A 26,012-nucleotide genomic window follows, 5' to 3' on the forward strand; every position below is an offset into this window, starting at 1 on the left:
CTCGGATTTACCTGGTTAATCGGTTATGTCTATAGTTACCTTTTGATCCGCATTTTTAGAATCAGAGAATGTAAGAGTCCATTTATTGTTGTCATTCGAAAATGTTATATCTTTAACTAGAGGGACCTCAACATTTTGCAGTTTTGATAGAGCTTCTTTTAATACGTCTTCCTTGGTTTTGTGTGCGCCAGGAATTGCATCCATTTTGATTACGCTTATTTTTTCTGATAATCCCTGCGCCGGATTTGATGTTTGTATCTGGCCTTTTAATTGTACTTCAACTAATTGTCCAGCTGTAAAGTTAGCAGCATCCTTACTTGTGATCCATATTGTTTCGTAGTCTTTATCCCGATACGGTCGTTGTGAAACGACAAGCAGGCGAGTATTTTCATTTTTTACAATATACCCTGTTATGCTCGTACTCAAGCCCTTCACCTTCTCTGAGGAACTGCAGCCTAATAGTAAAAACGAATACATAATTATTGAAAAAATAACGAAAAGTTTCGTTTGTCCTCTTCCCACAGATAGGGCATTTACAAGTAATTTGATCATGTCTCAGGTCCCTCCATTATTTAATAAAATAAAAAATAATGTTAAAAAGATAATACTGCCGAGGCAGTATTTAATAGAACGATTGATTTGAAGAGTTTCAAATGAGCACTTTTCTACCTATTTTTTTGATTTACATTTATAAGACGTTCCAAAACGAGTACATTGTTTCACTAATTTTTAAAAAATAAAAGCAAACCCGTAGGAACTTGCAAAACAAGGGTTCGATTTAGGATAACAATTTTCGGGTTTAACCATTAAGGCTGTTAAGAAGGAAAGCTTAGTATCTAAAAGCAAAAACCGTTATGCGTCCCCTTCGAGGTTAAACGAGGGAAGTGCATGACGGTTTTTTGTTTCAACCTATTAGTACAGTTCATGTTGTGGTAGAATAAGACAATCTGTAAATGATTTTGGGGGATAAAGGCAGCATGAATAGGTATGTCAAATGGGTAGCTTTTATATGTTATTACCTTTATTTTTTTATTTTTTACTGTATATCTCTTTATCTCGTTACTAGTGTGCAATTACTTGACTTTTTCCGAGAGAATAGCTCAAATGCAGAAGAGTTTTTATTTTTATTAAGACTAACAGTGGTGTTTTCGAGCATTTTATCGATAGTCGTGCTAGTATTGATTCATTTATTATGGATAAAAGCGAAAAGGGCATTTTATGTAGTCAGTATCCTCTCTTTTCTGCTATCTATCGCCGGAATCTTGGAAGTGATTAGTTGGGATTTGGGCGGACCTGTACGAATTCTGGAATCTGGTAAAGCCCATTCTGCCGATGTTCTGATAGGCCATTATTTATATTTAGAGGATTCTATAACTCCATTGGGGAAAGGGCCGGCGGTGGGCCGATTCAATGCTTACTAGCTGAAAATAAAAAAAACGTCTTGCGACGTTAGTTTAAGCAAGTCCAAATATTGATTTCAAAAAACAGAAGTGTTACAATGGGATTCGGTCATTTCTGTTTTCGCAGAAAGTAATATTTCTCCACATTAACATTTCTAATATCATTATAGCATCCTGTTCAAGCCATGTCAAACCTATTTTTTTGTTTTGAATTCCATTCGAAAAGAGGCGATTTTTTTGAGTATGAAGGAAATCGATTGGCGCGAAGAGCAGCAGCGAGTGGACCTGGTTACAGCAAAGATCGGCAAGCGTATGGAGGAGCTGGCGGGAGAAGTCGGCGACGTGAGAACCGATGTCGTCGATATCCGCAGGCATTTTTGGGATGAAGTAACCGTGAATCTAAGCACGATGGAGGATCTGACCGAAACCTACTTCAGCTTAAAGCAGCAGGTTGAAGTGCTCACGGATCGTGAGCGGCGGCATCGTCAGGCTTCGATAGCGCTCGGGAAGCTGAAGCGTCTGATCAAGACGCCTTATTTTGGACGGATTGACTTTACAGAGGATGGCACGAGCGGAGCGGAGAAGATCTATTTGGGCATCGCTTCTTTTTCGGATGAGGATGACAATACGTTCCTCGTGTACGATTGGCGCGCTCCGGTATCGAGCTTGTACTATGATTACCCGCCGGGTCCAGCCTCGTATGAAACGCCGTCGGGCGATGTGACCGGTACGATGCATTTGAAACGACAATATGTCATTCATGACGGACAAATCAAATTAATGTTCGATACAGGCCTTACGATCGGCGATGAGCTTCTGAAGCAGGTGCTGAGCCGAAGCTCCGACGCTCAGATGAGAAGCATCGTGGCCACGATTCAAAAGGAGCAAAACCGCATTATCCGGAACGACCGCAGCCGGATGCTGATTGTGCAGGGAGCTGCGGGAAGCGGTAAAACATCCGCCGCGCTGCAGCGGGTTGCCTATTTGCTGTATAAGCATAGGGACACCTTGCAGGCCGATCAGATGGTGCTGTTTTCTCCGAACCCGATGTTCAACAGCTATGTCTCGACAGTACTTCCCGAGCTGGGGGAAGAAAACATGCAGCAGACGACGTTCCAGCAATATTTGGAACACCGGCTTGGCAAATTGTACAATCTGGAGGATCCGTTTACCCAGCTGGAATATGTGCTGTCATCGGCGTCCGAACCGGGGTATGAGGCGAGAATCGAGGGGATTCGTTACAAATCCTCCGTTGATTTTTTGCAGGTTATCTCCCGTTATAAGGAAGTGCTGGAGCAGGAAGGGATGATCTTTAAGCCGATTAAGTTCCAAGGGAGAACGATCGTCTCTGCCGAACAGATGAAAGAACGATTCTATGAAATGGATCGTTCGATCCGGCTTCCGAACCGGATCGTTCTGATCCGGGATTGGCTCTTGAAAGAAGTAAGAGAATTCGAGAAGAAGGAGCGGCAGGCGGAATGGGTGGAGGATCGGATCAACCTGCTGGAGACGGAGGATTATCAGCGGGCTTATAACCAAATGCGCCGCAAGAAGAAGGATGGCGAAGAATCCTTCGACGATTACGAGGTAGAGAAGGACCTGCTTGCGCGGATGGTCGTGCAGGAGGAGCTGAAGCCGGTTCGCGGCAGAATCAAAAGGCTGAAGTTCGTCCATGTCACGGCGGTCTACCGCCAGTTATTCGAGGATGACGGATTGTTCCTGCAAGCATCCGGGGCAGCCGGCAAGCCGGCGCTGTGGGCCGAAATAGGCAAGCAGACGCTAGCCCGGATGGAGCAAGGGGAGATCGCGTATGAGGATGCGACGCCGCTCTTATATCTGAACGAGCTGATGCTGGGCTTCCAGATGAACACCTCGGTTCGCCATGTTATCGTAGACGAGGCTCAGGACTATTCGCCGTTCCAGCTGGAATTCCTGAAGCGGCTGTTCCCCCGCGCTCGCATGACGGCGCTGGGCGATATGAACCAGGCGATCTACGCTCACGCTTCGGCGCTTGGAGAGCTTGACCCGATCACGGCGCTCTACGGACCGGAGCAGACGGAGCTGATCCGATTGACCCGCAGCTACCGGTCAACTCAGGAAATCGTCGAGTTCTCCCGCGGCATGGTGCCGGGAGGCGAGGAGATCATCCCGTTCAACCGCAGCGGCGACAAGCCGCAGGTTACGGTGGCGGCCGACCGAGGCAGCCTGCACGAGGCCATTGCAGCCGATATCGAAGCGCTGCGCGCGGACGGCTTCGATTCGATTGCGATCATCTGCAAGACGGCGGGCGAAAGCGCCGATGTCTTCGATGCCTTGCAGGGGCGCTTGCCGCTGCAGCTGATAACGAAGCATACGCCGGAGTTTACCAAGGGCATCCATGTGCTCCCTGCGTATCTCGCTAAGGGTGTGGAGTTCGACGCCGTCCTCCTTTACGATGGCTCGAAGGAGCAGTACGCCCGCGAGAGCGAACGCAAGCTGTTCTACACCGCATGTACGCGTGCGATGCATCTGCTGCATATTTACGCGCTCGGGGAGCTGAGCCCGTTCATTACGACGCAGCCTGCTTCTACTTACGTACTGCAAAATATTCACGCTTAATGACAAAGAACCGGCCGCCGCTGCGGCCGGTTTTTTGCTGTATAGGCCTCCGAGCCTCACCGGAGTATATTAGCCATAGTTCAAGCTCTGTAGGCTTCTCGACAGACTCGCCCAACTTTGTGGCTCCCTCTATTTCGCCCGGACGACGATAGAACCGAGCATTCGGTCTCCTACATAGGGAAGGAGACGCCAGAGCCCCGGCTCAGGGAGCGACATCATAGAGACGGCGGTGCGGTCGGCGCCGTTGTTCGCTCCGCCCAAGGAGGCAGCAGAAAATACGTCGATAAGCCGCTCCTCCCCTTGCTTGACGGCTTTGACTGTAAAGGCTCCCTCCAGAGGCTCGCGGTTTTCCCAGAAATGCCACATATATTTTTGGCCTGCTCCCGCAATAAACCCTGCATCGATAAAACCGACTTGATGCTCGATCCCCCGCATGTCATAACTGCCGGAACGAAACATCGGGCTGACCTCCCAAGAAGGCTCTTGTACGGATAGGACCACATCGGCATACGCTTGGCCGTCCAGCACCGCCGTGTAATGCCATAGCCCGCTGAAGGGAAGCCCGAAGGTAGCCGTAAACCGTTCCAGCCCGGGATAGCCGCTGCTGGGCTCCGTTATTTCGACGGGGGGCAGCACGGTCAGCTTCAGCCCCGACTTCTTATGCTCAGCGGTGATAGATAGCGTCTTCCCTTTCAGCTCATCGAATGGGGCCTTAAAGGACCAAATATATCCATACGGCTGTCCCGCTTTAAGCTCGGGGTCCGGGAATACCTCCAGGACAAGCTTCCCTTTATCGTAATAGACTTGTCGGACTTGCTCCTGGCCCGATGTGACGCCAAGGGAGGAGGCGGGTGACGGGAACGTCCCGTACTCTTTTCCGATCCAGACCAAACAGGCTAGGATGGAGACCAGCACCAAGGCGGCTCCGACGGCTCTTACACGCGATGCCGGTTTTACTCTTCTCGTTAAGGAGGCCTTTTGGATAACTTGGCTTTGAAGCTCCGGAGTAAAATGATTTTCGGCAAATGGAGAGGCCTTCATTTCCTCTGCCCAACCCGGCTTTTGATGATCCATGCTCTACTCCTCCTCTCGTTCGGCCGCTGTGGCGAGACGCTCCGATATTTTTTGCTTGGCGCGAAACACCCGCGATTTCACCGTTCCCTCTGAAATATCCAGCAGCAATGCGATTTCCCTCATGGTTAGCCCATAGTGGTAGTCCAGAATGATCGCCTCTCTGTATTTGCGCGGCAGCTCCATGACATAGCTCCACAGCCGATTCGATTCCAGTCTGTCCAGAACAACCTGCTCAGCCGAAGGGGAGGCATCCTTACGGAAAGTCAATGTATCCCGCAAAGTCACCTTCCGAATAAAGGCGCTCTTTAAATAATGAAGCGACTTATTGCGCGTAATGGTCAACAGCCAGCTCTTTACGCTGCACTCCCCGCGAAAGGAATACAGCTTGTCGTATGCGGATAAAAACACGTCCTGGGATATGTCATCGGCCGCATGGGACTGGCGTGTGAGAAAATAAGCGAAATTCCATACGTCTTCACCGTAGCTCTGCATGAGCTCTTTCAGGACCGCATTGCGGTCATAGCCTCCGGCCAAAAATTCCAAGTAGTGCCGCTCCAATAAGTATCACCTCTATAAATAAGACCCTTTATCCTAGGGATTAGTTCCCAAAAAAAACGGAGAAATGAAACTTTTTGCGGAAAAAGTTTAATCTGTTTAAGTTTCGTACGGAATATGTCGAAAGAGGAAAATCGGACTCGAAAACGCAAGTTTCACGGCATTGTTACGAGCCTGTAACCGTTTGTAAAGCGGCAAAATGACCCCCTATACTGAGGGCATGTCCATTTGTTCTTTTCTTACTTTCCCATTGGTATCATTTAACAATAGCCTGCCAATTTACGGCTTTGTTACAATGTTGGCAACAGATTACGAGCTGGGGGAGGGGAAATTATAGAAACGATCTTTCAATACGCTCCGGACGCAATGGTGATTATCGGTCTGAAGGACGGGAAGCTGTCGCAATTCGTTACAGCTAATGATTCGTTTCTTATTTTGCTAGGCTGCGACTCCATATGCGATTTGTTCCAGCTCCACCCCGGGGAAATGATTGCTCCGGAGAATGACAGCGAAATGATCAAGAAAGTGGAGAAGGCACATAAGCAAAGAACGGTTCTGACCGAAACGGTCCTTGTAAGGAAAAATCGGACGAGAATTCATGCTGAGATTCATATGAGTCTGGTTCCCGGAAGGGCCGAAACGTTTCTATTATGCGTTGTGCGGGATATCTCCGAGCGGAAGTGGATTGAGGCTCATTTGCGGCTACCGCAGATCATCGGTTCTGGATTGCTAAGCGAGCAGCTGACGGTTGAGCGGCTTACGCAATACGTTTCCGGTACAGAGCTGTCGATCGAGCATTTCGAGGAACGCTCTCTGGTTCATTTTACCGCTTCGGAAGACATTATGAGAATTCGTAAAAAGCTGCGGGAATGTGCGAAGGAAGGGAACGTCACGGAATTTATTTTTTCTACGCTGGTCAAAAATGTAAGGCGGCGCCGCAAAGCGATCATTTGCCCTTTTTACAGGGCGGACGGGCAGTTCCGGCATTTTGCTTTCGTGCTGCTTGAAGTTCGTGATGAAGCCGCACCTACGGTTCCTCCCGCTCTAAAGCTGCAAATGCTTATGATCGATCGGCAGATGTCTCTCTTGGAGCTGTCCCGCATGACCGGAATTTCCAAAACGACGCTCTCCAAGCTTCGCAACGGTAAAATCAACAAGCCCCATGCCTATACCAAAAGCCTGGTTGCCCGCGCTTTGGGAGTAGAAGAATCAGACATTTGGGATGATGCTTTACATACCCTTTAAAGATGGAAGGAAGACAAGCCCATGCTTGGATTGAATAATGTGAGTTTAAAGCACAAGCTGATTGCTGCGTTTGCCATTGTGCTTATCATTCCCTGTTTGTTGATTGGGATTATCGCTTATCAAACTGCTAAAAGCAGCATGCAAGGTGAACTCATGGGAGCGGCAGAAGATACGGTCGAACTGATGAATCAGTCAGTGGAGCAATATCTCCGCATGGAAATGAGCAATGTGCAAGGCTTGGCCAAGCAGCTTTCGAGCAGTGCGATTGATGAAAAAAGCTCCCGGGCCCGCGAAGTCATCGATGCCTTCGCTTCCAACCATCCGGAGCTAGAGCTCACGGTTCTCGGGAACGAAAACGGCGCATGGATGAAATCGCCGGACCCCGGCAGTCAAAAGTACGATCCCCGGGAGCGGGATTGGTATAAAGATGCGATGAAATCCGCAGGGGCCGTTATCATATCCGATCCTTATGTGTCGGCCACTACAGGGAATATGGTAGTATCGGTTGCCATGACGCTTCCCGACAAAAAAGGGGTTATCAGCGTAAACTTAAGTCTCGACAAGCTGGCTTCCATGGTAAAAAACGCGCAAATTGGGGAGCGGGGATACGTCTACATACTGGATAAAAACAAAAAGTTTCTGATTCATCCTTCACAGAAGCCGGGTGCGGAGGCGGTGGAGGAGCATTATTCGCAGTTCTACAAGGGGGATTCGGGCAGGACCAGCTATATGCTGAACGGCCAGCAGAAGCAGGCTGCGTTCGTGACGAATCCGTCAACGGGCTGGAAGCTGGTAGGAGCGATGGAATCACAGGAAACGGTGGAAAAATCGGCGGTTATTTACCAGGTTACGGCCGGTGTCGTCATAGCAGCTTTAGTGCTTGGCGGACTGCTCATCGCTGGAATCATTCGCTCCATCATCCGTCCGTTAAGGGAGCTGATGGATACGGCTGCTTCCTTGAGCCAAGGGGATCTGCGCCGGACGGTTACGGTTCGATCCCAGGATGAGATCGGCAAGCTGGGACAAAGCTTTAATGAGATGGTGCAATCCTTGAAGACCATGATTGTCGAAATCGGAGAAACCTCGACGCAGCTGGCCGCCTCTTCCGAGGAGCTGAGCGCAAGCGCAGAGCAGAATACGAAGGCGACGGACCAAATTGCGTCCTCGGCCCAGGACATGTCGCAGGGCTCCCAGCTTCTTGTGGAACAGGTCAATGAGAGCTCCAGAGTGACAGGGGAAATGGCAGCGGACATGTCCAATATTACCGGGCTGGTACAGCATTCGTCCGCCCGTGCGGAAGAGGCCCGAAGCTATTCGGATGAAGGGGCCGTCGTATTGGGGACGGTGATCCGTCAAATGAATGTGATCGGCGCCAATGTCGATCAGCTGGAAGCTATCGTGAAAGAGCAGGCCAGCCGCTCGGAGGATATTAACCGGATGATCCTGCAGATTACCGAGATCGCCAATCAGATCAACCTGCTGTCGCTTAATGCTTCTATCGAAGCGGCCCGGGCAGGAGAGCATGGCAAGGGCTTTGCCGTTGTTGCCGGCGAAGTCAAGAAGCTTGCGGAGCAGACTGCGCGGTCGTCGAGCGAGATTAATAACCTGACCGGAGAAATCCAGACGCAGTCGAACCAGGCGCTGCATTCGATGATTGAGGCATCACGGGAAGTGGCCGCAGGCAAGGAGGTCGTGGATCGTATGGGGCAGCTGTTCGAAGAGATTAAAGGGAAAATCACCGAGGTCTCTGACCAGATGCAGATCGCTTCGGCCTCCTCCCGGAACGCAGCCCTTGGAACGCATAAGGTAAGTGAAACGATGAATACGGTGCAGCAGGTTACCGAGACGGCTGCTGAGCATACGGAGCAGATTTCCGCCGCGGCCGAGGAGCAGATGGCCTCCATGCAGGAAATATCCGCTTCTGCGCAAGCCTTGTCTTCGATGGCGGAAGAGCTGCAGACGAAGATTGAGCGATTTAAATGTTGATTTTATTTTGTCCATGAAAATGATAATATGGTACATAGAACATGAAGGCGGCGTTCCGGGGGAACGTCGTTTTTCGATATACCTTACCGATAACGGACCCGGGACAGGTGATTGGAGATGAGAACATAGATGGATTTGCGAAAACTGCGATTGAATGACACGACGGCAACAAAATCCAGCGAAGAACGGGACGAATACGAGAAGGATTACGCGAGATTGATTCAATCTCCCGCTTTTCGGCGGCTTCAAGGCAAATCGCAGGTGTTCGGCGCGGGGTCGGGGGATTATTACCGGACCCGGTTGACCCATTCTTTGGAGGTGTCCCAAATCGCCCGTGAAGTCGCGCGTAAAATGGGAAAGCTGTACCCCTTCCTCGGACGCAAGGAGCATCCGGGACTGATGATGGATCCGGCGGTGGTGGAGTGCGCAGCGTTAGCCCATGATTTGGGGCATCCTCCCTTCGGGCATAAGGGTGAGGAGGTGCTGAATCAGCTACTTGCCGTCGTCCATGGGATGGCTTACGAGGGGAACGCCCAAAATTTTCGCATTCTGATGTTTCTTGAAAAGCGCGCAGGCAGCGGCAGCGGACTGGATTTGACGGCAGCGGTGCTGCTTGCGATAAATAAATACCCGTATAACCTGGATGAGCCCGGACGTCTGAAGGGCGTGTATGGTATGGAGTGGCAGGAGATCGGGATGCTTCGGGACCAGTGGGGGATGCCGGAGGGATGCTCTACACTCGAGGCGCAGCTGATGGATTTAAGTGACGACATTGCCTACTCCACCCATGACATCGAGGACGGGATTCGTGCAGGGAAAATTCAGATGAACCGGACCTTTTTCGAGGACCCGCGGCTTGTAGAGAATGTGATCCAGGAAATCGTCGACGATCACGGCAACGGAGACATGGGCTGGGAGCAGGTCGATTTGAATGTGATGGTCAAGCAGGTGCTTATCTCGTTCCTGGAGCAGTGGGAGACGATTTATGCCGAGTGCGGCCAGGAGGCCTCAAGAACGCGGAGAGAGATCAAGGCCCGTTGGGTCAGCGCCTTCGCGCACCAGGTCGGGATTATCGACGATCCGAAAAAAGGCTGGAAGCGGGTTACCTTTGTCCGCGACGGGCAAGAGGACCTTCATTTGCTGCGGACGATGGAAATATTGAAGAAATTGGCGTGGGTCACGCTGATCAAGGATTTCCGTGTGCAGCGGCTGCAAAAGCGCAGCGAAATTATGATTCAACGATTATGGACCAGCTTCATCGAGTATGAAACCGGCCGTTTGATCATCCCGCCGGATTGGATGGAGAACTACGAGCAGCATAAAAGCAGATGGCCTTGGCCCCGCTTTGTTGCCGATTATATTTCGGGTATGACCGATGCCTACGCGGAAAAAGTATATGCCGAAATGTTCGCCAGCAAGTCCGGCTCGATTTATGAAATGGATTAAGGCGGGGAAAAAAGGACGCTCCTTGAGAGCGTTTTTTGGGATGGATGGGAAGCCTCGATATTTGAACAACTGCTCCGGTTCCCCGGTGAGGCATCTCCCTCCGGCCGCTGTTGTTATCAGGAAATTTTTAATCTGACTTTATTAGGTGTGATTTCCTGATAACAAAGGCGGACGCTCCGCTCCTCCGGGAGACACCTCACCTCCCACCTTTCGCATTGTTCAAGGGATTGTAGTTACTCATCCATCTGGACGCTCTTAACAGGAGCGTCCTTTTTTGGTATGAGAGCTAGGAAGGAAGGTGAGCATGGGCCCAAAACGAAGCAGCCCTGCGGCGTATCGAACGAAAACGTACGATAACGGATCGCAGGGTTGCATGAAGTTTGAGCCGCTCCTATTTCGATGGAGTGGCCGCCGGCTGGACTTTGGGCAGCAGAAGCTGTCTCAAGCGCTGGACGAGCGGCTTCTCAATCAAGCCATAAAATGTACAGCAGATGGCCAATGCCATAAGAAAGCAGAGCGCAGCGGCTGCAGAAGGGCTGATCCAGTTCGTCAGATGGGCTGCTTTGGCCAGCTTCATCGTGATGGACAAACCGATCAGGCTTGTCAGCAAAATGGAGTAGGAAGCATCGCCGAGAAATTGCAAGGGCTTAAGCCACGCAGGGGCTTTCATCTTGAGGGACCCTATTCCTACAAGAACAAGTGCTGAACCGATAGTATACAGGGTGTTCACATAGGAAAAATCAGGATTTGCATGACGAAGTCCCCACACAACAGGGAACACGGCGATTCCTGCCGCAAGCCAGCCAAAGCCGTTCCGAATCCGGGTATGCCGGGTCAGGATCGCGATGGTTACCCCCAACATAAATTCCAGATGAAGACCATCAAATAAAAAGTGTATCCACAGATGATCCTTCAAATGAATCCAGCCAAGACTGTTCAAACCAATAATGGTCACCCATACCGCGAATAAAAGAGCGGCGGCGGGTTTCTTGAGAACAAAAAGCAGTGAGAAGGCCGCATAGAAAAAGACAATATAAATAAGCGACCAGGCGACTCCCAGAATGGGCGGGTTCGGACCGGGTATCAGAAACAGGGAGCGGATAATTTCCGAAGGCTTTGTTTCAAATCCTAGGCCGAAGGATGGGACCAGGAAATATACCGGAATGACGGCTAACGTAACGATCCAGTACAGGGGATAAATGCGCAGAAACCGTTTGACGATGAACGAAAGCCATATTCCTGAACGGCCGAAATGATTATGGTACAGCGTGTACATTAAAAATCCGGTCAATACGAAAAAGTAGGCATACCCGCCTGAACGCCCCATGTCACTAACCCCGAGAAAATTGATCTGAAAATATTTGTTCGCCATTTGCGATGCGTGAAACAGCATGACCAGAACAACGGCAATGCCGCGCGCAGCCTGGATGTATGGGATCGTAAAGCGTTTTTCCATTGGGGCTGTCTCTCCATTTGCTTCAAATTTCGTGCTTTTGCTTCTATATTCCCACATGAAGATGTCATAAGTATGACTTTAAACTGAAAGGGCGCTGAAAGGATCCTTAAAAGAAGCTTAATGGCAGCGGGGGGCGCATAGACTGATACGGAGACCGGAAAACGAGTTTGCGTGGAGGGGAATGCGTCATGACGAAAGAGGAAGTGCTGCTGCTGTTGCAGCAGCTCCCGGAGCAGCTGCGGGAGGCGGAGGCCGATTATTACGACAGCCTAAGCCGATTGGAGGATGCCAAGCTGGCGCTGCATGCCAAGGAGTGTGAGCTGTTCAGTCTCGGTCTGGTGACGGGGCGGAACGAGCAGGCAAGGGACGCGGAGATTTGGCAGCATACGCATGAGCTGAGAAGGGTGCTGACCAAGGCCAAGGTCGCTGTGGATCAATCCAGGGTCGATTACGATTATTTAAAGAACAAGCTGGAAAATACCCAGCTGATTGCGCAGCTGCTGCTTCAGCTTGAAAACTAATGGAGCGTTCGCTGTTTACAAGACGGAAGACCCGCTCCTGCAAGCGGGTCTTCCGATGGTTATACGGTAAAATGAGATTGGCTTAGAAGCAGGTGAACTGCCGGATTCTGCGTAAATCCAGACCGAAGAACAGCCAGAAGCCTATAGGACCCGTTCCAAACCAGCGGAAGCCGGATATGGAGTTGCGGCCTACATGAGTCAAGTACATCCAGTACTGGTCCCCGTTATCCTGCCAGATGTACACATAACGGAATAAGCAGCCGCGAATGCTGCTGGCATCTACGGCAAAGGGCGCGGCGAAAGGCTCCGGAGGTATGAAGGACGGTGGCGGGGACTGAGGTGCACCGGCTGCACCGCCTCCTCCCAGTCCAGGAGGGGGTGAGGAAGGGAAGCCCCCAGGTCCTCCCGGGAAAAAGCCGGGTCCTCCCGGACCTCCAAGTCCTGGTCCCGGTATAAAGCTTCTTGTATCGTGTCCAGCATTTTGAGGCTGCGGATATGGATACACGGTTAACATCTCCTTTTTATTAACGACTAAGCTAATGCCTATCTAAGATTCAATATATGTAGCAAGCGCCTATTCGGTTATGGGCAAGAGCCCGAAAATTCCCGTCGCCATAGACTGCTGCGGAAAAAAAGACCCGGTGTGAGCCCAAGTAAAGCACATGCATCCATGTACCTTACTTGGGGCTCATCCGGGTCTATTAGCCGCAATAGGGTTTATAGGATTCCGAAGTCATCGGAGGCTTGCCGGAGAATACGCTCCAAAGCCTCGCTCGCGGTTACTTCCGTTTGCTCGCCGCTGCCGCGCAATTTGAATTCGACCAGGCCGTCCGCCGCCTTTTTGCCGATCACGATGCGGATGGGGATGCCAATCAAGTCGGCATCCTTGAATTTGACTCCTGGTCTTTCCTCGCGATCATCTATCAGTACTTCAACGCCATGCTTAGTTAGCTGCTCATAGAGACTTTCAGCCAGAGCACGTTGCGCCTCATCTTGGATAGAGACCGGAATCAAATGAACCCGAAACGGAGCGATTGAAGCCGGCCACGGGATACCGTGCTCGTCGTGATGCTGCTCGGCTATGGCGGATAACAGGCGCGAGATGCCGATGCCGTAGCAGCCCATAATAAGCTTGGTCGGCCGACCGGAGGCATCGGTTATTTCCGCCTTGAGCTTGCCGCTGTATTTGGTGCCGAGCTTGAAGACGTGCCCGATTTCGATTCCCCGGGCAAGCTTCAGGCTATCCCGGCAGCGCGGGCAGCAATCTCCTTCCTTGACATTGCGGAAATCTCCGGTGTGGTCGAGGGGAAAGTCTCTGCCCGGCACGACATTGCGCAAATGATGGTCCGCTTCGTTGGCGCCGGCAATTCCCGAGGATAGGGCGGCGGCCGAATAGTCGACCAGAAGCTTGATAGAAAGCCCGACAGGACCTACGAAGCCTGCCGGTCCGCCTGCGGCCTCCCGGATGGTCTGCTCATCGGCAAGCTCCAAGGATTCGGCTTGCAGCCAGTGTCTTACTTTCAGCTCGTTCACCTCCTGATCCCCCCGAACCGCTACAGCCACCGGTTGACCATCGGCAACGTAAACAAGCGTTTTAATAAAGGCATCCGCCGGAAGCTCCAAAGTCTGGACAAGCTGATCGATCGTCTTTATGCTTGGTGTGGGAAATGCTTCACAGGCGCCGATGGAACCTGATGAGCCATCAACCTGATCGGGCCGGACCGATACTGCCTTCTCGAGATTGGCGGCATACCCGCAGCCTGGACAAACGGCTATCGTATCCTCACCGACTTCGGCCAACGCCATGAATTCATGAGTTTCCCCTTCGCCGCCAATAGAGCCGGCATCGGCTTCCACGGCAGCGTAATGCAGCCCACAGCGGGCGAAAATCCGCTGATACGCCTCATACATGGCCCGATAGCTCAAGTCCAGACTATCCCAATCCATAGCGAAGGAGTACGCATCCTTCATCAAAAACTCCCTGCCGCGAAGCAGCCCGAAGCGGGGACGAAGCTCATCACGGAACTTCGTTTGAAGCTGGTACACAGTCATGGGAAAGCTTCTGTAGGAGCTGACGGTATCCCGTATCAGGGCTGTGACGACCTCTTCATGGGTTGGCCCCAAGGCAAACTCCCGTAAGTGCCGATCGTGCAGCCGGATCAGCTCGGGTCCGTAGACGTTATAGCGTTCGGACTGCTGCCAAAGCTCCGCGGGCTGGAGAGCGGGCATATGAAGCTCCTGTGCGCCGGTCCGATCCATCTCTTCACGGATCAATTGCTGCAGCTTCTTGAGAACCCTCCAGCCCATGGGAAGATAGGTATAGATTCCCGCGGCCAGCGGCCGAATAAATCCTCCTCGTAACAAAAGCCTGTGGCTTGCGGCTTCGGCCTCCGCAGGCACCTCCCTTAGGGTCGGGATGAGCATGCCGCTCTGTCTCATGTCCATTTCCTCCTTACGCGATTTTTTGTTTGTAGCAGCTTGCATCTTTTCTTGGACAATGACGGTTACTCCATTAGCGAAAATAAAAAAGACGCCATCGTCAGGGACGATTGCGTCGTGGTACCACCCTTATTTTACTGCCGCGGTCATAAGGCCAGGCAGCAGCTCTCCAAGAAGATAACGGCTTCTACCGTCAGCGGATACTTGGTGGCTTCGGTTCCCCGCTGCAGCTTTCAAGGTGGGAAGATACTCCGTGATTGTGGAGACTCGCAGACGGGGATCTCCTTCTCTGGGCCAATCAACCGGCAGTCCTTATATCCTTGGTCATCGCTTTTCTATTTAAGCTAGCAATTGGTATTAATTTACACGAAATGGAATGACCGGTCAAGCCCCTCTTGCCGCCTACAGCAGAAACATCGCTACGACGGTGGTCACAGCTAATCCGATAAGGACCGGCTTGAGGTTCCGTCTTGCCAGCTCGAACGGGTCGACACCGCAAATCGCTGCGGCAGGAATCAGCGCCCACGGGATCAGTGTCCCTCCGCCGACCCAAATGGCGGCGATTTGTCCGAGCGCAGTCAACGTGGCGATGCCCGAGCCGATGGCGGTGGAGAAGAGATTGGCTATCGAGCCGGTAAGGGAGATGCCCGAGAAGCCGGAGCCGTCCAAACCGGTGATGGCGCCTACGGTCGTCAGAGTGACCGCTCCGACCGCTCCGTTAATAGGAACCGTATGAGCCAAGGCAAGACCTAAATCATTAACCAGCCCGTGGGAGCCGGGAGGCAGCACCTTACCGAAAATATCGGCGAAGGCGGAGTCACCCAGATAGAAGAAGGCGGCTATTGGAATGACGGGACCGAATATTTTAAAACCGAATTGAAGACCTTCCACCAAGTATTCGGCGGATTTCTCAAGACCTTTGCTTCTGTGCGCCGTTAAGGTAATGAACAGCATGATGAGAAGGGCCGTGCCGCCGACGAGGGCGGTCGCATCGCTTCCTTGAAGCTTAAGCAGGAACATGGCAATCACGTCGGCCAGGAACAGCACCGGGATCAGGACAGCGAACAGAACCCGGCTGGAGCGGGACAAGCGGCTGATCCGCGAGCTCTCGGCAGCAGGCTTCGTCGGTACGGCTGTCACTCCGGTGTTCGCAGTCAGCTTGCCGCTTCTCATATCGCGGCGAAGCAGCCAGAAGCTCGTGATGGTCGTCACCGCGCCCATCACGATAACGAGGGGCACGCTGGCCTGAATGACATCCCCTACGGGGATGCCGGCGGCATCCGCTGTGAGCTTCGGGGCTCCCTGGATGACAAAGTCGCCGGATAAGGCAATCCCGTGCCCGAACAGGTTCATCGCGGCAGCTACGCCCAGGGCGGGCAAGCCGACCCGCAATGCAACCGGAAGCAGCACAGCCCCCAGCAGAGCAACGGCGGGCGATGGCCAGAAAAACCAGGAGATCACCATCATCAAGCCGCCGATGATCCAGAACGCCAGCGCCGGCGTCCGAATGAACCGTGCGAACGGAGAGATCATGGATTCGTTGATGCCGGTTTGAGACAGCACCTTACTCATGGATACGATGATGGAGATGATCAAGATCGTCCCCATGAGCTCTTTGATAGCATAGATGAAGCTGTTGAACACGCCGCTGATAGAGTGGCTTAAGGAATGCGTCGACAGCAATCCGAGAATAAAGATGCCTGCGATACAAAGGATCGTCGTATCCCTGCGGAATACCATGAATCCAATGATCAATACGATAAACAGCAAGTATACCCAATGCAAAGATAAGATGGAAACTTCCAAGCTGAATCGCCTCCCGTGGCAAAAGCCCAAGCTTTACTTACTACACCATATGCATCGGCTTGCCTTTGGTGCGCGGCGGGAGTGAAGAGGGCGCTCCTTGCAGAAGAAAATCAGTTCTATCGAATGGCTGCCGTGACATCTGAAAGGGCTTGACGGAAATTATAACCATCGGTTATTATATAACCAATGGTTACTAACCGATGGTTATAATGTGTACGGAGGGCTGATTATGGAAGAGCCGATTAGAAAAAGCAGACAGGAAATCCGGTCGGAGGAGACGAAGAGCAGCATCCGGGAAGCCGCCGGCAAGCTGTTTACTTCACGCGGTTATGATGCGGTTACGATGAGGGAAATTGCCAAGGAAGCAGGCTGCTCGCACACGACGATCTATTTGTATTACAAGGATAAGGAAGCCTTGCTGGAGACGCTGGTCATTCCTCCGCTGATGACGCTGGAGCAGACGATGCTTAACATCATCAATCATAATGAAATGGAAGCACTCGATGCGCTGAAAGAGCTCAGCCGACAGTTTCTTCGCTTTAGCCTGACCCATAAAAGCATGGTGCCGGTCATTTTCAACATGAAGGCGGGGAGGGTTGACGAGGTTAATCCGCAGAGTGAAGTGAATAAGCATAGGAATCAGATCTTTGCCTATTTGTCGGAAGCCTTGAACCGGATCATTGAAGCCGAAGGAACTGAACAGAAGACCAACGATGCGCGCATTTTGTTTTACATGCTGTACGGCATCGTTCATACCTATCTCAGCAACGAGGAGCCGATAGAAGAATTGCTGGAACGGATCGTTCCTATTCTGGATGAAGGCGTCGAGATGGTGATCTTAGGGATGCTGAAGAAGCATAAGCTGGATGAGAAGCTGTCAAAGAAAAGGAAGAACAAGAACGGGAGGAATGCGTAATGAGCATGATGCAAATTTCGGAGCATATATGGAAGTGTACGATATGGATCGGATTTCCGGTCAGCGCATGGGTGGTAAAGTCCGATGAAGGCTTAATGCTGGTGGACACAGGGATTCCTTGGATGGCAGGAAGCCTGGATCGGTGCATGAAGGCGCTGGGACTGCCGCTTCAGAGCATTGTACTGACACATGGTCATTCCGATCACGTTGGCGGAGTGAAAAAAATTCGTGAACGTTATAGCGTACCGGTCTACGTTCATGCTTCGGAAATTCCTTATATGGAGGGGCAGCTTCCGTTTCCCGGGCGCAAAAAAGCAGAGAAGCTCATGGAGCCGGGGCTTGCGCAGCCATTAGATATGAATGTGCTCAAAGCAGCAGGGTTATCCGGCTATCACACACCGGGACATTCTCCGGGGCATACCGTGTTTTTTCATGAACAGGACGGCGTGCTGCTGGCAGGCGACTTGTTTACTTCCAAGAGGGGCAGGCTGAACCGGCCTATGCCGATGTTTACGTCGGATATGAAGCAGGCTCTGGAAAGCGGGGCCATCGTGAAGCAGCTGAACCCGCGCCTGGTCAGCGTCTGCCATGGCGGCGACGTGTCCGTAACCAACGCACAAGAGCAGTACGATGCTTACCTCCTTCGTTTCGCATAATCGCTTGCGGATACGGCTATCTTTACACAAAAAAACGTCCGATTTACGGACGTGAGTCTGTCGAGAAACCTAGTTTTGCGAGAACTTTGCTAAATATGGAGGTGGGGTATTCCTCGGAAGAGTTTACGTCCGCCTTTGAAACCCGTGAAAATACCACTAAATCTGATCCCTTTCACGGGTTTCAACAGCGGCTGGAGGGGCATACCCCACCGTAGTATATTAGCAATAGTTCAAGCTTATAGGTTTCTCGACAATCTGACGTCCGATTTACGGACGTTTTCCCCTTCCCTTATACCGTCTGAAGGATGAACTTATCGACGACGTGCTTCACGCCGTCCTCGTTATTGCTGAGCGTAACGTAATCGGCGATTTCCTTAAGTCCTGCTACCGCATTGCCCATAGCCACGCCAAGTCCTGCGGCCTCAAGCATTTCCCGGTCGTTCCAGCCGTCTCCGATTGCGATCGTTTGCGACAAGTCATAGCCGAATTGCTGTGCCAAGTATCGCAGCGCGTCCCCTTTCGTACCTTGATGGTGAATGATTTCCAGAAAATGAGGCTTCGATTTCGTTATATGAACCTGGCCTTCAATCAGGCTGCGCAGCTCGGAGGCTACCTCGTCGAGCCTGGCCGGATCGTCGATAATCAATAATTTGGATGAGGGCTTGTGTACCAGCTCCGCAAAGTCGGGATAAACCGTGTACGGGATTTTAGACAGCTCGGAGTAGGCCTTGATTTTATCGTTATCTTCCTTTACGTACAACACATCATCATAGTAGGTTTGCAGATGCAGCCCGTTCCGCTCGCAATAATCGAAAATAACGGATGCCGCTTCCTTAGGCACGCATTGCTCGTACAAAATCCGGCCGTCTCCGGAATTTTTAACGAGCGAGCCGTTATACGTAATGAGGGGCACGTTAAGCTCCAATTGGGCTGCCAATTGTTTCGCCGATGCGTACATGCGCCCGGTAGCCAAAGTAACCGTAACCCCGTGAGCAATCGCTTCGGCCAAAGCTTGCTTGGTTCCCTCCGTAATTTCCTTTGCATCGTTAATGAGCGTATCGTCGATATCGATCGCCAGCATTTTATACATGTCTATCCACTCCCGTTATCTTTCTGTGTACGGCTTTCATTATACCTTACATTTCGTGAGGGGACTATATAGCAGCAAAAATCCGCTCGTTTGACAATTTCCAGCATTAGGTATAAGGTAAATTTTAGTACTTGGTACTAATACTTTATCCTAAATTGGAGGAGTGGAATTGAAATACTTCATTATTACCGGCACCTCGAAAGGAATTGGCGAGGCATTAGCCGGTCGTCTTCTAGCCCCCGGGCATTGCGTTCTATGTGTTTCCAGATCCGTTAATCCAGTACTGGCTTCCAGGCAGGGGAACCTTCGCTATTTTCCGTTTGATCTGAGCAGGTCTGGGGAGCTGGATGGATTGATGGACGAAATTTTCGAATTCATTGATCCTGCCGATGCCGAGTCGGTGTACCTCATTAACAATGCCGCCGTAGTTGGCCCTCTCGCTTCCATTGAACAGTGCAGCGCGCAGGAAATCACTTATCATATGCAGGTAAATCTGCTTGCTCCGATGATTTTGACCTCTCTATTTATAGAACGGACCGCCGGGATGAGCGTAGACAAACGGATTTTGAATCTATCGTCTGCCTCATCGAAATATCTGGTTCCCGGAATGAGCTGTTATTCTACAGCAAAAGCGGGGCTGGATACGTTCACACAAGCGGTCGGCCTGGAGCAAAAGGGGAAGGAGGGCGGTGTGCAAATCGTTTCGGTATGGCCGGGAATGATAGATACCTCGTTGCAGGAAGAGGCAAGAACAACGGACCCTGGCCGGTTCGCCTCTGCGAATCTATTCGCCGGTATAAAGGATAAGGGCATGCTGACGACTCCCGAATATACCGCAGACCAGCTAATCCGATTGCTGCTAGGAGATTCCTTCGGTCAAGGCACTATCGTTGAGCAGCTGTTACCTTGAGGCTCCGAGCATTGCGCCCGTTATGCGTTCATCGGCATTCCTCCGCATAGACACGCTTCGCCGCGTCCGATATAATGATTCAAGACTGAAAAAGTGCTGAATCAAGAGGAAAAAAGGTGGTACATGAGATGAAGGCCTATTTGGACTTGCTTAAGGATATATTGGAGAATGGCGTGGAAAAGACCGACCGGACGGGAACAGGCACCCTCTCGGTATTCGGCAGACAGATGCGCTGTGATTTGTCGCAAGGATTTCCTCTGCTGACCACGAAGAAGCTGCATATTCGCTCCATTTTCCATGAGCTGCTCTGGTTTCTCAGCGGGGATACCAACATTGGTTATTTAAGGGAAAATAAAGTGACGATATGGGACGAGTGGGCGGATGAGAACGGGGATTTGGGTCCGGTCTACGGCTCCCAATGGCGGAGCTGGCCGGCCCCGGACGGACGGCATATCGATCAGATCAGCCAAGTGGTCGAGCAGATCAAACGCAATCCCGATTCGCGCCGTCATCTGGTCGTTGCCTGGAATCCGGCGGAAGTGGACAAGATGGCGCTGCCGCCCTGCCATTATGCGTTTCAATTTTATGTAGCCGACGGCAAGCTGTCCTGCATGTTCCAGATGAGATCGGTCGATACGTTCTTGGGACTTCCGTTTAATCTGGCAAGCTATGCGCTGCTGACCCATATGATAGCCCAGCAATGTGATTTGGAGCCTGGCGAGCTGGTTTGGACGGGGGGCGACGTTCATTTGTACTTGAACCATTTGGAGCAGGCGAAGCTGCAGCTGTCGCGCGAGCCTTACCCGCTACCTAAGCTGGTTATTGTCCGTAAGCCAGATTCCTTGTTTGATTACAAGTTCGAGGATTTCGTCATAGAAGGCTACGAAAGCCACCCTGGTATTAAAGCTCCTATTTCTGTATAACGGAAAGATAAAAAATCGACCTCGGATTAGAGGTCGATGAGTCCGTTGAGAAACCTATAGAGATTGAAAATATGCTTGGGTACCCGGTGAGGTATCCCCTTCCGGCCGCTGTTGTTTTCGTGAAATTTCGATTATATTTACTTTATAGAGGGGATTTCCCGAAAACAAAGGCGAACGCTAACGCTCCTACAGGGGATACCCCACCTACCACCTTGCTTGTTTCCCTATGATAGGTTTCTCAACCCATCGACCTCAGACCGGAGGTCGATTTTTTATTGGGGGCTAACGCCGGGTCTCCTCCCAAATATCGGATACGCCGACGCCGAGCTCCGTTGCAATCAGCTGCGCGGTTAACAATTGGGGCTTCGCTACCTTCCCGTTTCTCAGCTTCGAAATGGTCTGGATCGTAATGCCGGTCGCCTTGGACAAGCATTGGGCCGAAATATTGCGTTGGGCCATGAGTACCTTCAACCGGATGGAAGGGTCATTACTTTCCTCGTACAAATCCAGCTGACTGATAGCAAAGGCATACTCCAGAAAGCTGCCGGAGCCGTCAAAGAAAGGATGGACGATGACCTTCATCTTCCATTCGACAACCTCCGCCATTTTGGCTGTCCGAAGAATAACCTCCTTGGTTTGCTTCGTTTGCCTGGTTTCCTCCAGCACCTGCTTCATTACCGGATGATCTATTTCAGCGATAAGCTCAAAGACGGAATGACACTCATACCGGCTAAAGGGCTCAACGATCGGATCATAGTACATATCACAGCGAGTCAAAATATAGGAGGGGTTAATTATACCCGAGCAAAAAATCGGATGGCTGGCTACCTGCTGATCGATCCACTTTTTGCTGCTGATATGGTCGGCGAAGGCGATGATCAGCTCGCTATTTCCTTCGTTCAACCGGTACAGCTCTACCTCCAGATACACCTTGGTGCGATCCTTGGAAAAAACGGTGATCTCCGTTTTCAAAAAATCTTCCGTATCAAATTGGGATAAAGCGGAGTGAGATTGTTCACTAGCCAGCAAAAGCGAAGGATCCACGTTGGCAAGGTCCTCTCGCGTATACCCGGATAAGGCGCAAAAGGGCTCGTTAACCTCCGTAAAGCTGAGCCTCTCTCCCTCTTTTTTAAGGATTCCCATCGGTTTTTTTAATATTCGAACTAACCTATCTACGGTTAACAAACGATTTTTCCCCCTGTCCAACCAGTTAAGTATATAAATGATAGATGTGCTTAAACAACCTCCGAAATTTGGAAGACCTATGTATTCCCTTAATTCGCTGAGCTTTTTCGAATAGTGATTTAATTAGTTAACCTCATTTGAAAAAATCGATAGCTAGGGCTGATAACGGGGCCCAGGGATCGCTTTACGCTTCGTTCTTCAAGGTTCACCGGATTTTTAGGAATGAACGGGAAACCGTATAATAATGAAGACTATATGCTTAATAACAGGTTCCATGGACATCATGGCCACTAACACACAATGAAGAGGGATCGCGATAATGATGAAGGTATGTATAGTGGAAGGATGCCAGCGCCTGGTTAAGGCGAGAAATCTATGCTCCATGCATCATCAAAGGCTGCTAAGAACCGGTAGTCCGCATATGGTGAGAAAAAAATCAAAGAAAGAGCCCAAACAATGCAAATGGGTGAATTGCTGCCGAAATGCCGTATCCAAGGGCTACTGCTCCAAGCATTACTATATTTATAAAACATCAACGAAAGCAGACCATGATGCGGTTGTGGTTGAATTGAAAGTAGATCGGAGCCCGTGATATCATACGGATAATGTTCTACGCCTTGATAGTTGAAAGCGTTCTTTCCTTCGGTCAAGGCCATTCAATATGGAATCGAGGCTTGAAATATGATCATTTCGTTTATTGTTGCCATGGATGAGCAGCGCGGTATAGGAGTAGATAATAGGCTGCCATGGCATTTGCCTGCAGATCTTGCTTTCTTCAAAAGAGTTACCAGCGGCCATACCATCCTGATGGGACGCAAAACGTTCGAATCCATCGGGCGGCCGCTTCCGAAACGGCGCAATGTTATTTTGACGCGTGACCGTGCGTTTACAGCAGAAGGCTGTGAAGTCGTACATTCCGTCGAGGAGGCGCTGGAACGTTACGGAGCTGCTTCGGAAAGCGGCGAGCTATTCGTGATCGGCGGAGCGGAAGTGTTCCGGTTGTTCATGCCTTATGCAGACAAAATGTATATAACGGAAATTGCGCATCGGTTTGAGGCCGATACGTTTTTGGACGAGCTAGATCTTTCCGGCTGGACTATCGTCTCCAGAGAAAAGGGGCCTCGTGACGAAAAAAATCCGTATGATTACGAGTTTGTCATTTATGAGCGGAAGCGGGCTTGAGTCCGGAATGATTTAGACGGATTCGGTGCATCTTAAGGTTTGAGAATGAACCGAAAGGATGTGGTCCTTCTGACAGAGGTTAACCAACACCAAATGCCGCTCCGCCATGTCGTCGATAATGCCGAAAAAGCCATTCAAGTGGCAAAGGATGCAGAAATGGCCGTCCGGCATGCACAGCTTGAATCCAATCCGCAAAAGCTGGCCAGCTCCATTCAGCAGCTGGAGACGGCGCAGCGGGCCGTACAGCAAGCCCAAAGCCAGCTGGACGCGCAAATTTCCCTGCATCACCACCAGCATGAGCAGGAGCTGAAGCAAGTCCAGGAGCAGCTTACCCAATCGATGCAAAGCATTGAAGCGGTAAGCGCGAATACGGAGCAGCCCAAGCAAGTCCGCTGACCTTTCTAGAACCATAGCTATGATGGGAATAAACAGTCCAACACGTCTAATTACCTTAGGCGATTGGTCTGTTTTTTTGTCGTAAAAAGAAATTACAGAAACACACAGTTCTTTACAGAATACACTGGAATTATGACGAAATTATGAAATCCGTGGCTGGAATAAGACAGGCTTTAGCCCTTTTTATGGGGAAATAACGAAATTTTAAGCTTTTTGTCAGCTTATTTTAAGGTTTTTCTTATATAATCTTAGGCATTGGTTTTCTGGGAAATGAGGGACGATGATATGTTGAGAAGGATCGTCAAGATTGCGCTCTCCTGCGTATTGATAGGCGTGGTGAGCGTTGGCATCTATGCCACCGTATTATATAAGGACGCCAGTGAAGTCATTGAGAAAATAGGAACGCCGGAGCTTGTTGCCGAGGCAGAGTCGGCCAAAGTAAAACCGCTTACATTACTGCTGATGGGAATTGACCATCGTGTGGATACAGGCAGCTTGAATTCGGATGTGATCATGGTGGTCAGCGTGAATCCGAATACGCAGTCGGCGACGTTGGTTTCGATTCCGCGGGATACGCAGCTGTCCCCGAAGGGGCTTCCGGAGAGAAAAGCGAATTATTACTATCCCTACTTTTATAATATGAATAAAGAGGAAGCCTTTGCGAAGACGAAAAGCGTATTTTCCGAGGTGCTGGGGGTCCCGATCGATTATGCGATCACCATTGATTTTGAAGGCTTTCGGCAGGCGGTCGATGTGCTGGGAGGACTTACGATCAACGTAGACATGGATATGCGCTATGTAGACGACGAGGACGGTACGAATATTAACTTGAAAAAAGGCATCTCCAAGCTGAACGGCAAGCAGACGCTGGATTTCGTCAGGTACCGCAAGTCGAATATGAATACGCAGGAATCGAGCGACTTCGAGCGGAATGCGAGGCAGCAGCAGGTATTGAATGAAATGCTGAAAAGCGTAAAGTCGGCGGGAGGCATCACGAAGCTGTCGCAAATGATAGAGACGGTGGGCAACCACATGAACACGGACGTGCCTTCATCGCAAATTCGTGATATGATCCGTACATACTTTAATATGAACGCCTCTAATATTAACTATGTTCATTTAGAGGGAGAATGGGAAAGCCCCTATGTAGTGGTTAAGAAAGAAGAGCTGCAAAAGGCGAGTCAAGCCTTGAAGCAGCAGCTAGATGACGATGCGGATCATGCGAGCTCAGGTGCTTGGGATAGCTTGGACTCCACCTCAACCAATACATATGGAAAAAGCTACTCGAGCTCTAACAGCATCCGCAGCGGAAGCAGCTCAGGCAGAAACCCGGCTGCGGGGAATACGGTCAGCGGAGTGACCTATGGAGCCCCAGCATCCAAGAAGGAGGGCCCGGCGCCGTCCATTGGCGGTAATCCTTTGCCATTTGAGTAGGAAGGAGCGATAAAATGCCCATTACAATTGGCTGTTATCACGCTCATTATTCGAATATTGATATCATAGAGCAGGCTCTTGCGCCGTATGGCGTGGAGCTGGTTCATTATGTAGACCCGGGAGTGGATCGGCGCAAAGCCGATCCTTATTTTACATTGGAGAAGGCGCAGGACAAGATCAAGGAGACGCTGGATTGGATAGCGGCCTCCCATGTCGATGCCGTCCTCATCACTTGTACCTTCTTTACGGCCCATATGCCGGACGGGCTGAATTACGGCATCCCCGTGATTAAGCTGGATGACCCTTTGTTCGAGGCGATCTGCCGCAGCGATCGTCCGTCACTGCTTGTCTTTACCAATCCTGCGACCGTTCAGGGGACGCTGGAGCGTCTGATTCGCTATGCGCAGCAGCAGGGCAGGCGGCTGGATCTGCACTCACAAACGATTGAGCCTTCCTTTGAGCTGCTGATGCAAGGGAGGAAGGTGAAGTACACGGAGCTGGTTGCATCTGGGCTGCAAAGGCTCGCGGAAGACAACCCCGATAGACAAGTATGGGCCGCCCAGCTATCTATGGTCCAGGCAGCAGAGCATACGGAACGGGCCTGCGGCATCCGTTTAGGCGATCCTTTGCGGTCCTTGGTACAGCATATGGCGGATAGGCTGGGGCTGCAGCGCCGATAGAAAGGCAAAAGCCGCTGCGTTACGGACGCAAGCGGCTTTCTGCTATGTACGCCCAGCATGGGCGTCATCTCTACGGTGAAAGTCCGGAATGGGGGCTGGCAAGCGCCTACCATT

The 26,012-nt window shown here is 51.0% G+C and carries 23 protein-coding genes; 14 read left to right on the forward strand and 9 right to left on the reverse strand.

Going from position 1 to position 26,012, the window contains the following annotated elements:
• Nucleotides 1-15: 15 nt before the first annotated feature.
• Complete coding sequence (locus ABEA66_RS11630; protein ID WP_345587662.1) at nucleotides 16-552, reverse strand: DUF3221 domain-containing protein; 537 nt, start codon at nucleotides 550-552, stop codon at nucleotides 16-18.
• A gap of 1,091 nt (nucleotides 553-1,643) precedes the next feature.
• On the opposite strand from ABEA66_RS11630, the gene helD reads away from it, so the two are divergent.
• Entirely contained in the window at nucleotides 1,644-3,998 is a 2,355-nt protein-coding gene (helD, locus tag ABEA66_RS11635; protein ID WP_345587680.1) for an RNA polymerase recycling motor HelD, read from the forward strand.
• 129 nt (nucleotides 3,999-4,127) lie between these two features.
• Here helD and ABEA66_RS11640 read toward each other — a convergent pair whose 3' ends face one another.
• Nucleotides 4,128-5,072: a DUF4871 domain-containing protein gene (locus ABEA66_RS11640; protein WP_345587663.1), complete on the reverse strand. Its 945-nt coding sequence runs from the start codon at nucleotides 5,070-5,072 to the stop codon at nucleotides 4,128-4,130.
• A gap of 3 nt (nucleotides 5,073-5,075) precedes the next feature.
• Nucleotides 5,076-5,615 carry an RNA polymerase sigma factor gene (locus ABEA66_RS11645; protein ID WP_345587664.1) on the reverse strand — a complete coding sequence of 180 codons (540 nt, stop codon included), beginning with the start codon at nucleotides 5,613-5,615 and terminating at the stop codon, nucleotides 5,076-5,078.
• Nucleotides 5,616-5,969: 354 nt separating this feature from the next.
• Between ABEA66_RS11645 and ABEA66_RS11650 the strand changes: the two genes are divergently transcribed.
• From ABEA66_RS11650 to ABEA66_RS11660, 3 genes are all read left to right on the forward strand, one after another.
• Nucleotides 5,970-6,872 (forward strand): helix-turn-helix domain-containing protein, encoded by a 903-nt coding sequence (locus ABEA66_RS11650; protein WP_256865528.1) that lies wholly within the window; start codon nucleotides 5,970-5,972, stop codon nucleotides 6,870-6,872.
• Between the two features lie 21 nt (nucleotides 6,873-6,893).
• Nucleotides 6,894-8,858 carry a methyl-accepting chemotaxis protein gene (locus ABEA66_RS11655; protein ID WP_345587665.1) on the forward strand — a complete coding sequence of 655 codons (1,965 nt, stop codon included), beginning with the start codon at nucleotides 6,894-6,896 and terminating at the stop codon, nucleotides 8,856-8,858.
• 129 nt (nucleotides 8,859-8,987) lie between these two features.
• Nucleotides 8,988-10,304 (forward strand): deoxyguanosinetriphosphate triphosphohydrolase family protein, encoded by a 1,317-nt coding sequence (locus tag ABEA66_RS11660; RefSeq protein ID WP_345587666.1) that lies wholly within the window; start codon nucleotides 8,988-8,990, stop codon nucleotides 10,302-10,304.
• 391 nt (nucleotides 10,305-10,695) lie between these two features.
• Here ABEA66_RS11660 and ABEA66_RS11665 read toward each other — a convergent pair whose 3' ends face one another.
• Nucleotides 10,696-11,760 (reverse strand): acyltransferase family protein, encoded by a 1,065-nt coding sequence (locus ABEA66_RS11665; RefSeq protein ID WP_345587667.1) that lies wholly within the window; start codon nucleotides 11,758-11,760, stop codon nucleotides 10,696-10,698.
• Between the two features lie 188 nt (nucleotides 11,761-11,948).
• On the opposite strand from ABEA66_RS11665, the gene ABEA66_RS11670 reads away from it, so the two are divergent.
• Nucleotides 11,949-12,281 carry a hypothetical protein gene (locus ABEA66_RS11670; protein WP_079913447.1) on the forward strand — a complete coding sequence of 111 codons (333 nt, stop codon included), beginning with the start codon at nucleotides 11,949-11,951 and terminating at the stop codon, nucleotides 12,279-12,281.
• A gap of 82 nt (nucleotides 12,282-12,363) precedes the next feature.
• On the opposite strand, the gene ABEA66_RS11675 is transcribed toward ABEA66_RS11670, so the two are convergent.
• From ABEA66_RS11675 to ABEA66_RS11685, 3 genes are all read right to left on the reverse strand, one after another.
• Nucleotides 12,364-12,786 carry a collagen-like protein gene (locus tag ABEA66_RS11675; protein ID WP_345587668.1) on the reverse strand — a complete coding sequence of 141 codons (423 nt, stop codon included), beginning with the start codon at nucleotides 12,784-12,786 and terminating at the stop codon, nucleotides 12,364-12,366.
• 212 nt (nucleotides 12,787-12,998) lie between these two features.
• A complete protein-coding gene (locus ABEA66_RS11680) occupies nucleotides 12,999-14,720 on the reverse strand; it encodes a proline--tRNA ligase (RefSeq protein ID WP_345587669.1) in 1,722 nt (573 codons plus the stop codon).
• A gap of 402 nt (nucleotides 14,721-15,122) precedes the next feature.
• On the reverse strand, nucleotides 15,123-16,526 hold the full coding sequence (locus ABEA66_RS11685) for a hypothetical protein (protein ID WP_079913444.1): 1,404 nt from the start codon (nucleotides 16,524-16,526) through the stop codon (nucleotides 15,123-15,125).
• Nucleotides 16,527-16,755: 229 nt separating this feature from the next.
• On the opposite strand from ABEA66_RS11685, the gene ABEA66_RS11690 reads away from it, so the two are divergent.
• On the forward strand, nucleotides 16,756-17,442 hold the full coding sequence (locus ABEA66_RS11690) for a TetR/AcrR family transcriptional regulator (RefSeq protein ID WP_345587670.1): 687 nt from the start codon (nucleotides 16,756-16,758) through the stop codon (nucleotides 17,440-17,442).
• Entirely contained in the window at nucleotides 17,442-18,098 is a 657-nt protein-coding gene (locus ABEA66_RS11695) for an MBL fold metallo-hydrolase (protein ID WP_345587671.1), read from the forward strand. The genes ABEA66_RS11690 and ABEA66_RS11695 overlap by 1 nt, the downstream gene beginning before the upstream one ends.
• Before the next feature lie 289 nt (nucleotides 18,099-18,387).
• Here ABEA66_RS11695 and ABEA66_RS11700 read toward each other — a convergent pair whose 3' ends face one another.
• Nucleotides 18,388-19,188, reverse strand: coding sequence for a Cof-type HAD-IIB family hydrolase (locus ABEA66_RS11700; protein WP_345587672.1), 801 nt, complete (start codon nucleotides 19,186-19,188; stop codon nucleotides 18,388-18,390).
• 169 nt (nucleotides 19,189-19,357) lie between these two features.
• Here ABEA66_RS11700 and ABEA66_RS11705 point away from each other — a divergent pair, with 169 nt between their 5' ends.
• Entirely contained in the window at nucleotides 19,358-20,098 is a 741-nt protein-coding gene (locus ABEA66_RS11705; RefSeq protein ID WP_345587673.1) for an SDR family NAD(P)-dependent oxidoreductase, read from the forward strand.
• 128 nt (nucleotides 20,099-20,226) lie between these two features.
• A complete protein-coding gene (gene thyA / locus ABEA66_RS11710) occupies nucleotides 20,227-21,021 on the forward strand; it encodes a thymidylate synthase (RefSeq protein WP_345587674.1) in 795 nt (264 codons plus the stop codon).
• A 282-nt stretch (nucleotides 21,022-21,303) separates the two neighbouring features.
• Here the strand turns inward: thyA and ABEA66_RS11715 are convergent, their stop codons facing one another.
• Entirely contained in the window at nucleotides 21,304-22,206 is a 903-nt protein-coding gene (locus ABEA66_RS11715; protein ID WP_345587675.1) for a helix-turn-helix domain-containing protein, read from the reverse strand.
• A 319-nt stretch (nucleotides 22,207-22,525) separates the two neighbouring features.
• Between ABEA66_RS11715 and ABEA66_RS11720 the strand changes: the two genes are divergently transcribed.
• The 5 genes from ABEA66_RS11720 to ABEA66_RS11740 all read left to right on the forward strand — a co-directional run bounded on the left by ABEA66_RS11720 (nucleotide 22,526) and on the right by ABEA66_RS11740 (nucleotide 25,898).
• A complete protein-coding gene (locus tag ABEA66_RS11720; protein WP_079913437.1) occupies nucleotides 22,526-22,798 on the forward strand; it encodes a hypothetical protein in 273 nt (90 codons plus the stop codon).
• Between the two features lie 89 nt (nucleotides 22,799-22,887).
• The gene (locus ABEA66_RS11725) at nucleotides 22,888-23,388 is read left to right on the forward strand and encodes a dihydrofolate reductase (RefSeq protein ID WP_192705325.1); all 501 of its coding nucleotides are present in this window, start codon (nucleotides 22,888-22,890) and stop codon (nucleotides 23,386-23,388) included.
• Between the two features lie 45 nt (nucleotides 23,389-23,433).
• Entirely contained in the window at nucleotides 23,434-23,784 is a 351-nt protein-coding gene (locus ABEA66_RS11730; protein WP_225948590.1) for a hypothetical protein, read from the forward strand.
• 285 nt (nucleotides 23,785-24,069) lie between these two features.
• The gene (locus ABEA66_RS11735; RefSeq protein ID WP_345587676.1) at nucleotides 24,070-25,218 is read left to right on the forward strand and encodes an LCP family protein; all 1,149 of its coding nucleotides are present in this window, start codon (nucleotides 24,070-24,072) and stop codon (nucleotides 25,216-25,218) included.
• A gap of 14 nt (nucleotides 25,219-25,232) precedes the next feature.
• Entirely contained in the window at nucleotides 25,233-25,898 is a 666-nt protein-coding gene (locus tag ABEA66_RS11740; protein WP_345587677.1) for a hypothetical protein, read from the forward strand.
• Nucleotides 25,899-26,012: the final 114 nt, after the last annotated feature.

The sequence above is a fragment of the Paenibacillus vulneris genome, assembly GCF_039543185.1.
GTDB classification, from domain to species: domain Bacteria; phylum Bacillota; class Bacilli; order Paenibacillales; family NBRC-103111; genus Paenibacillus_S; species Paenibacillus_S vulneris.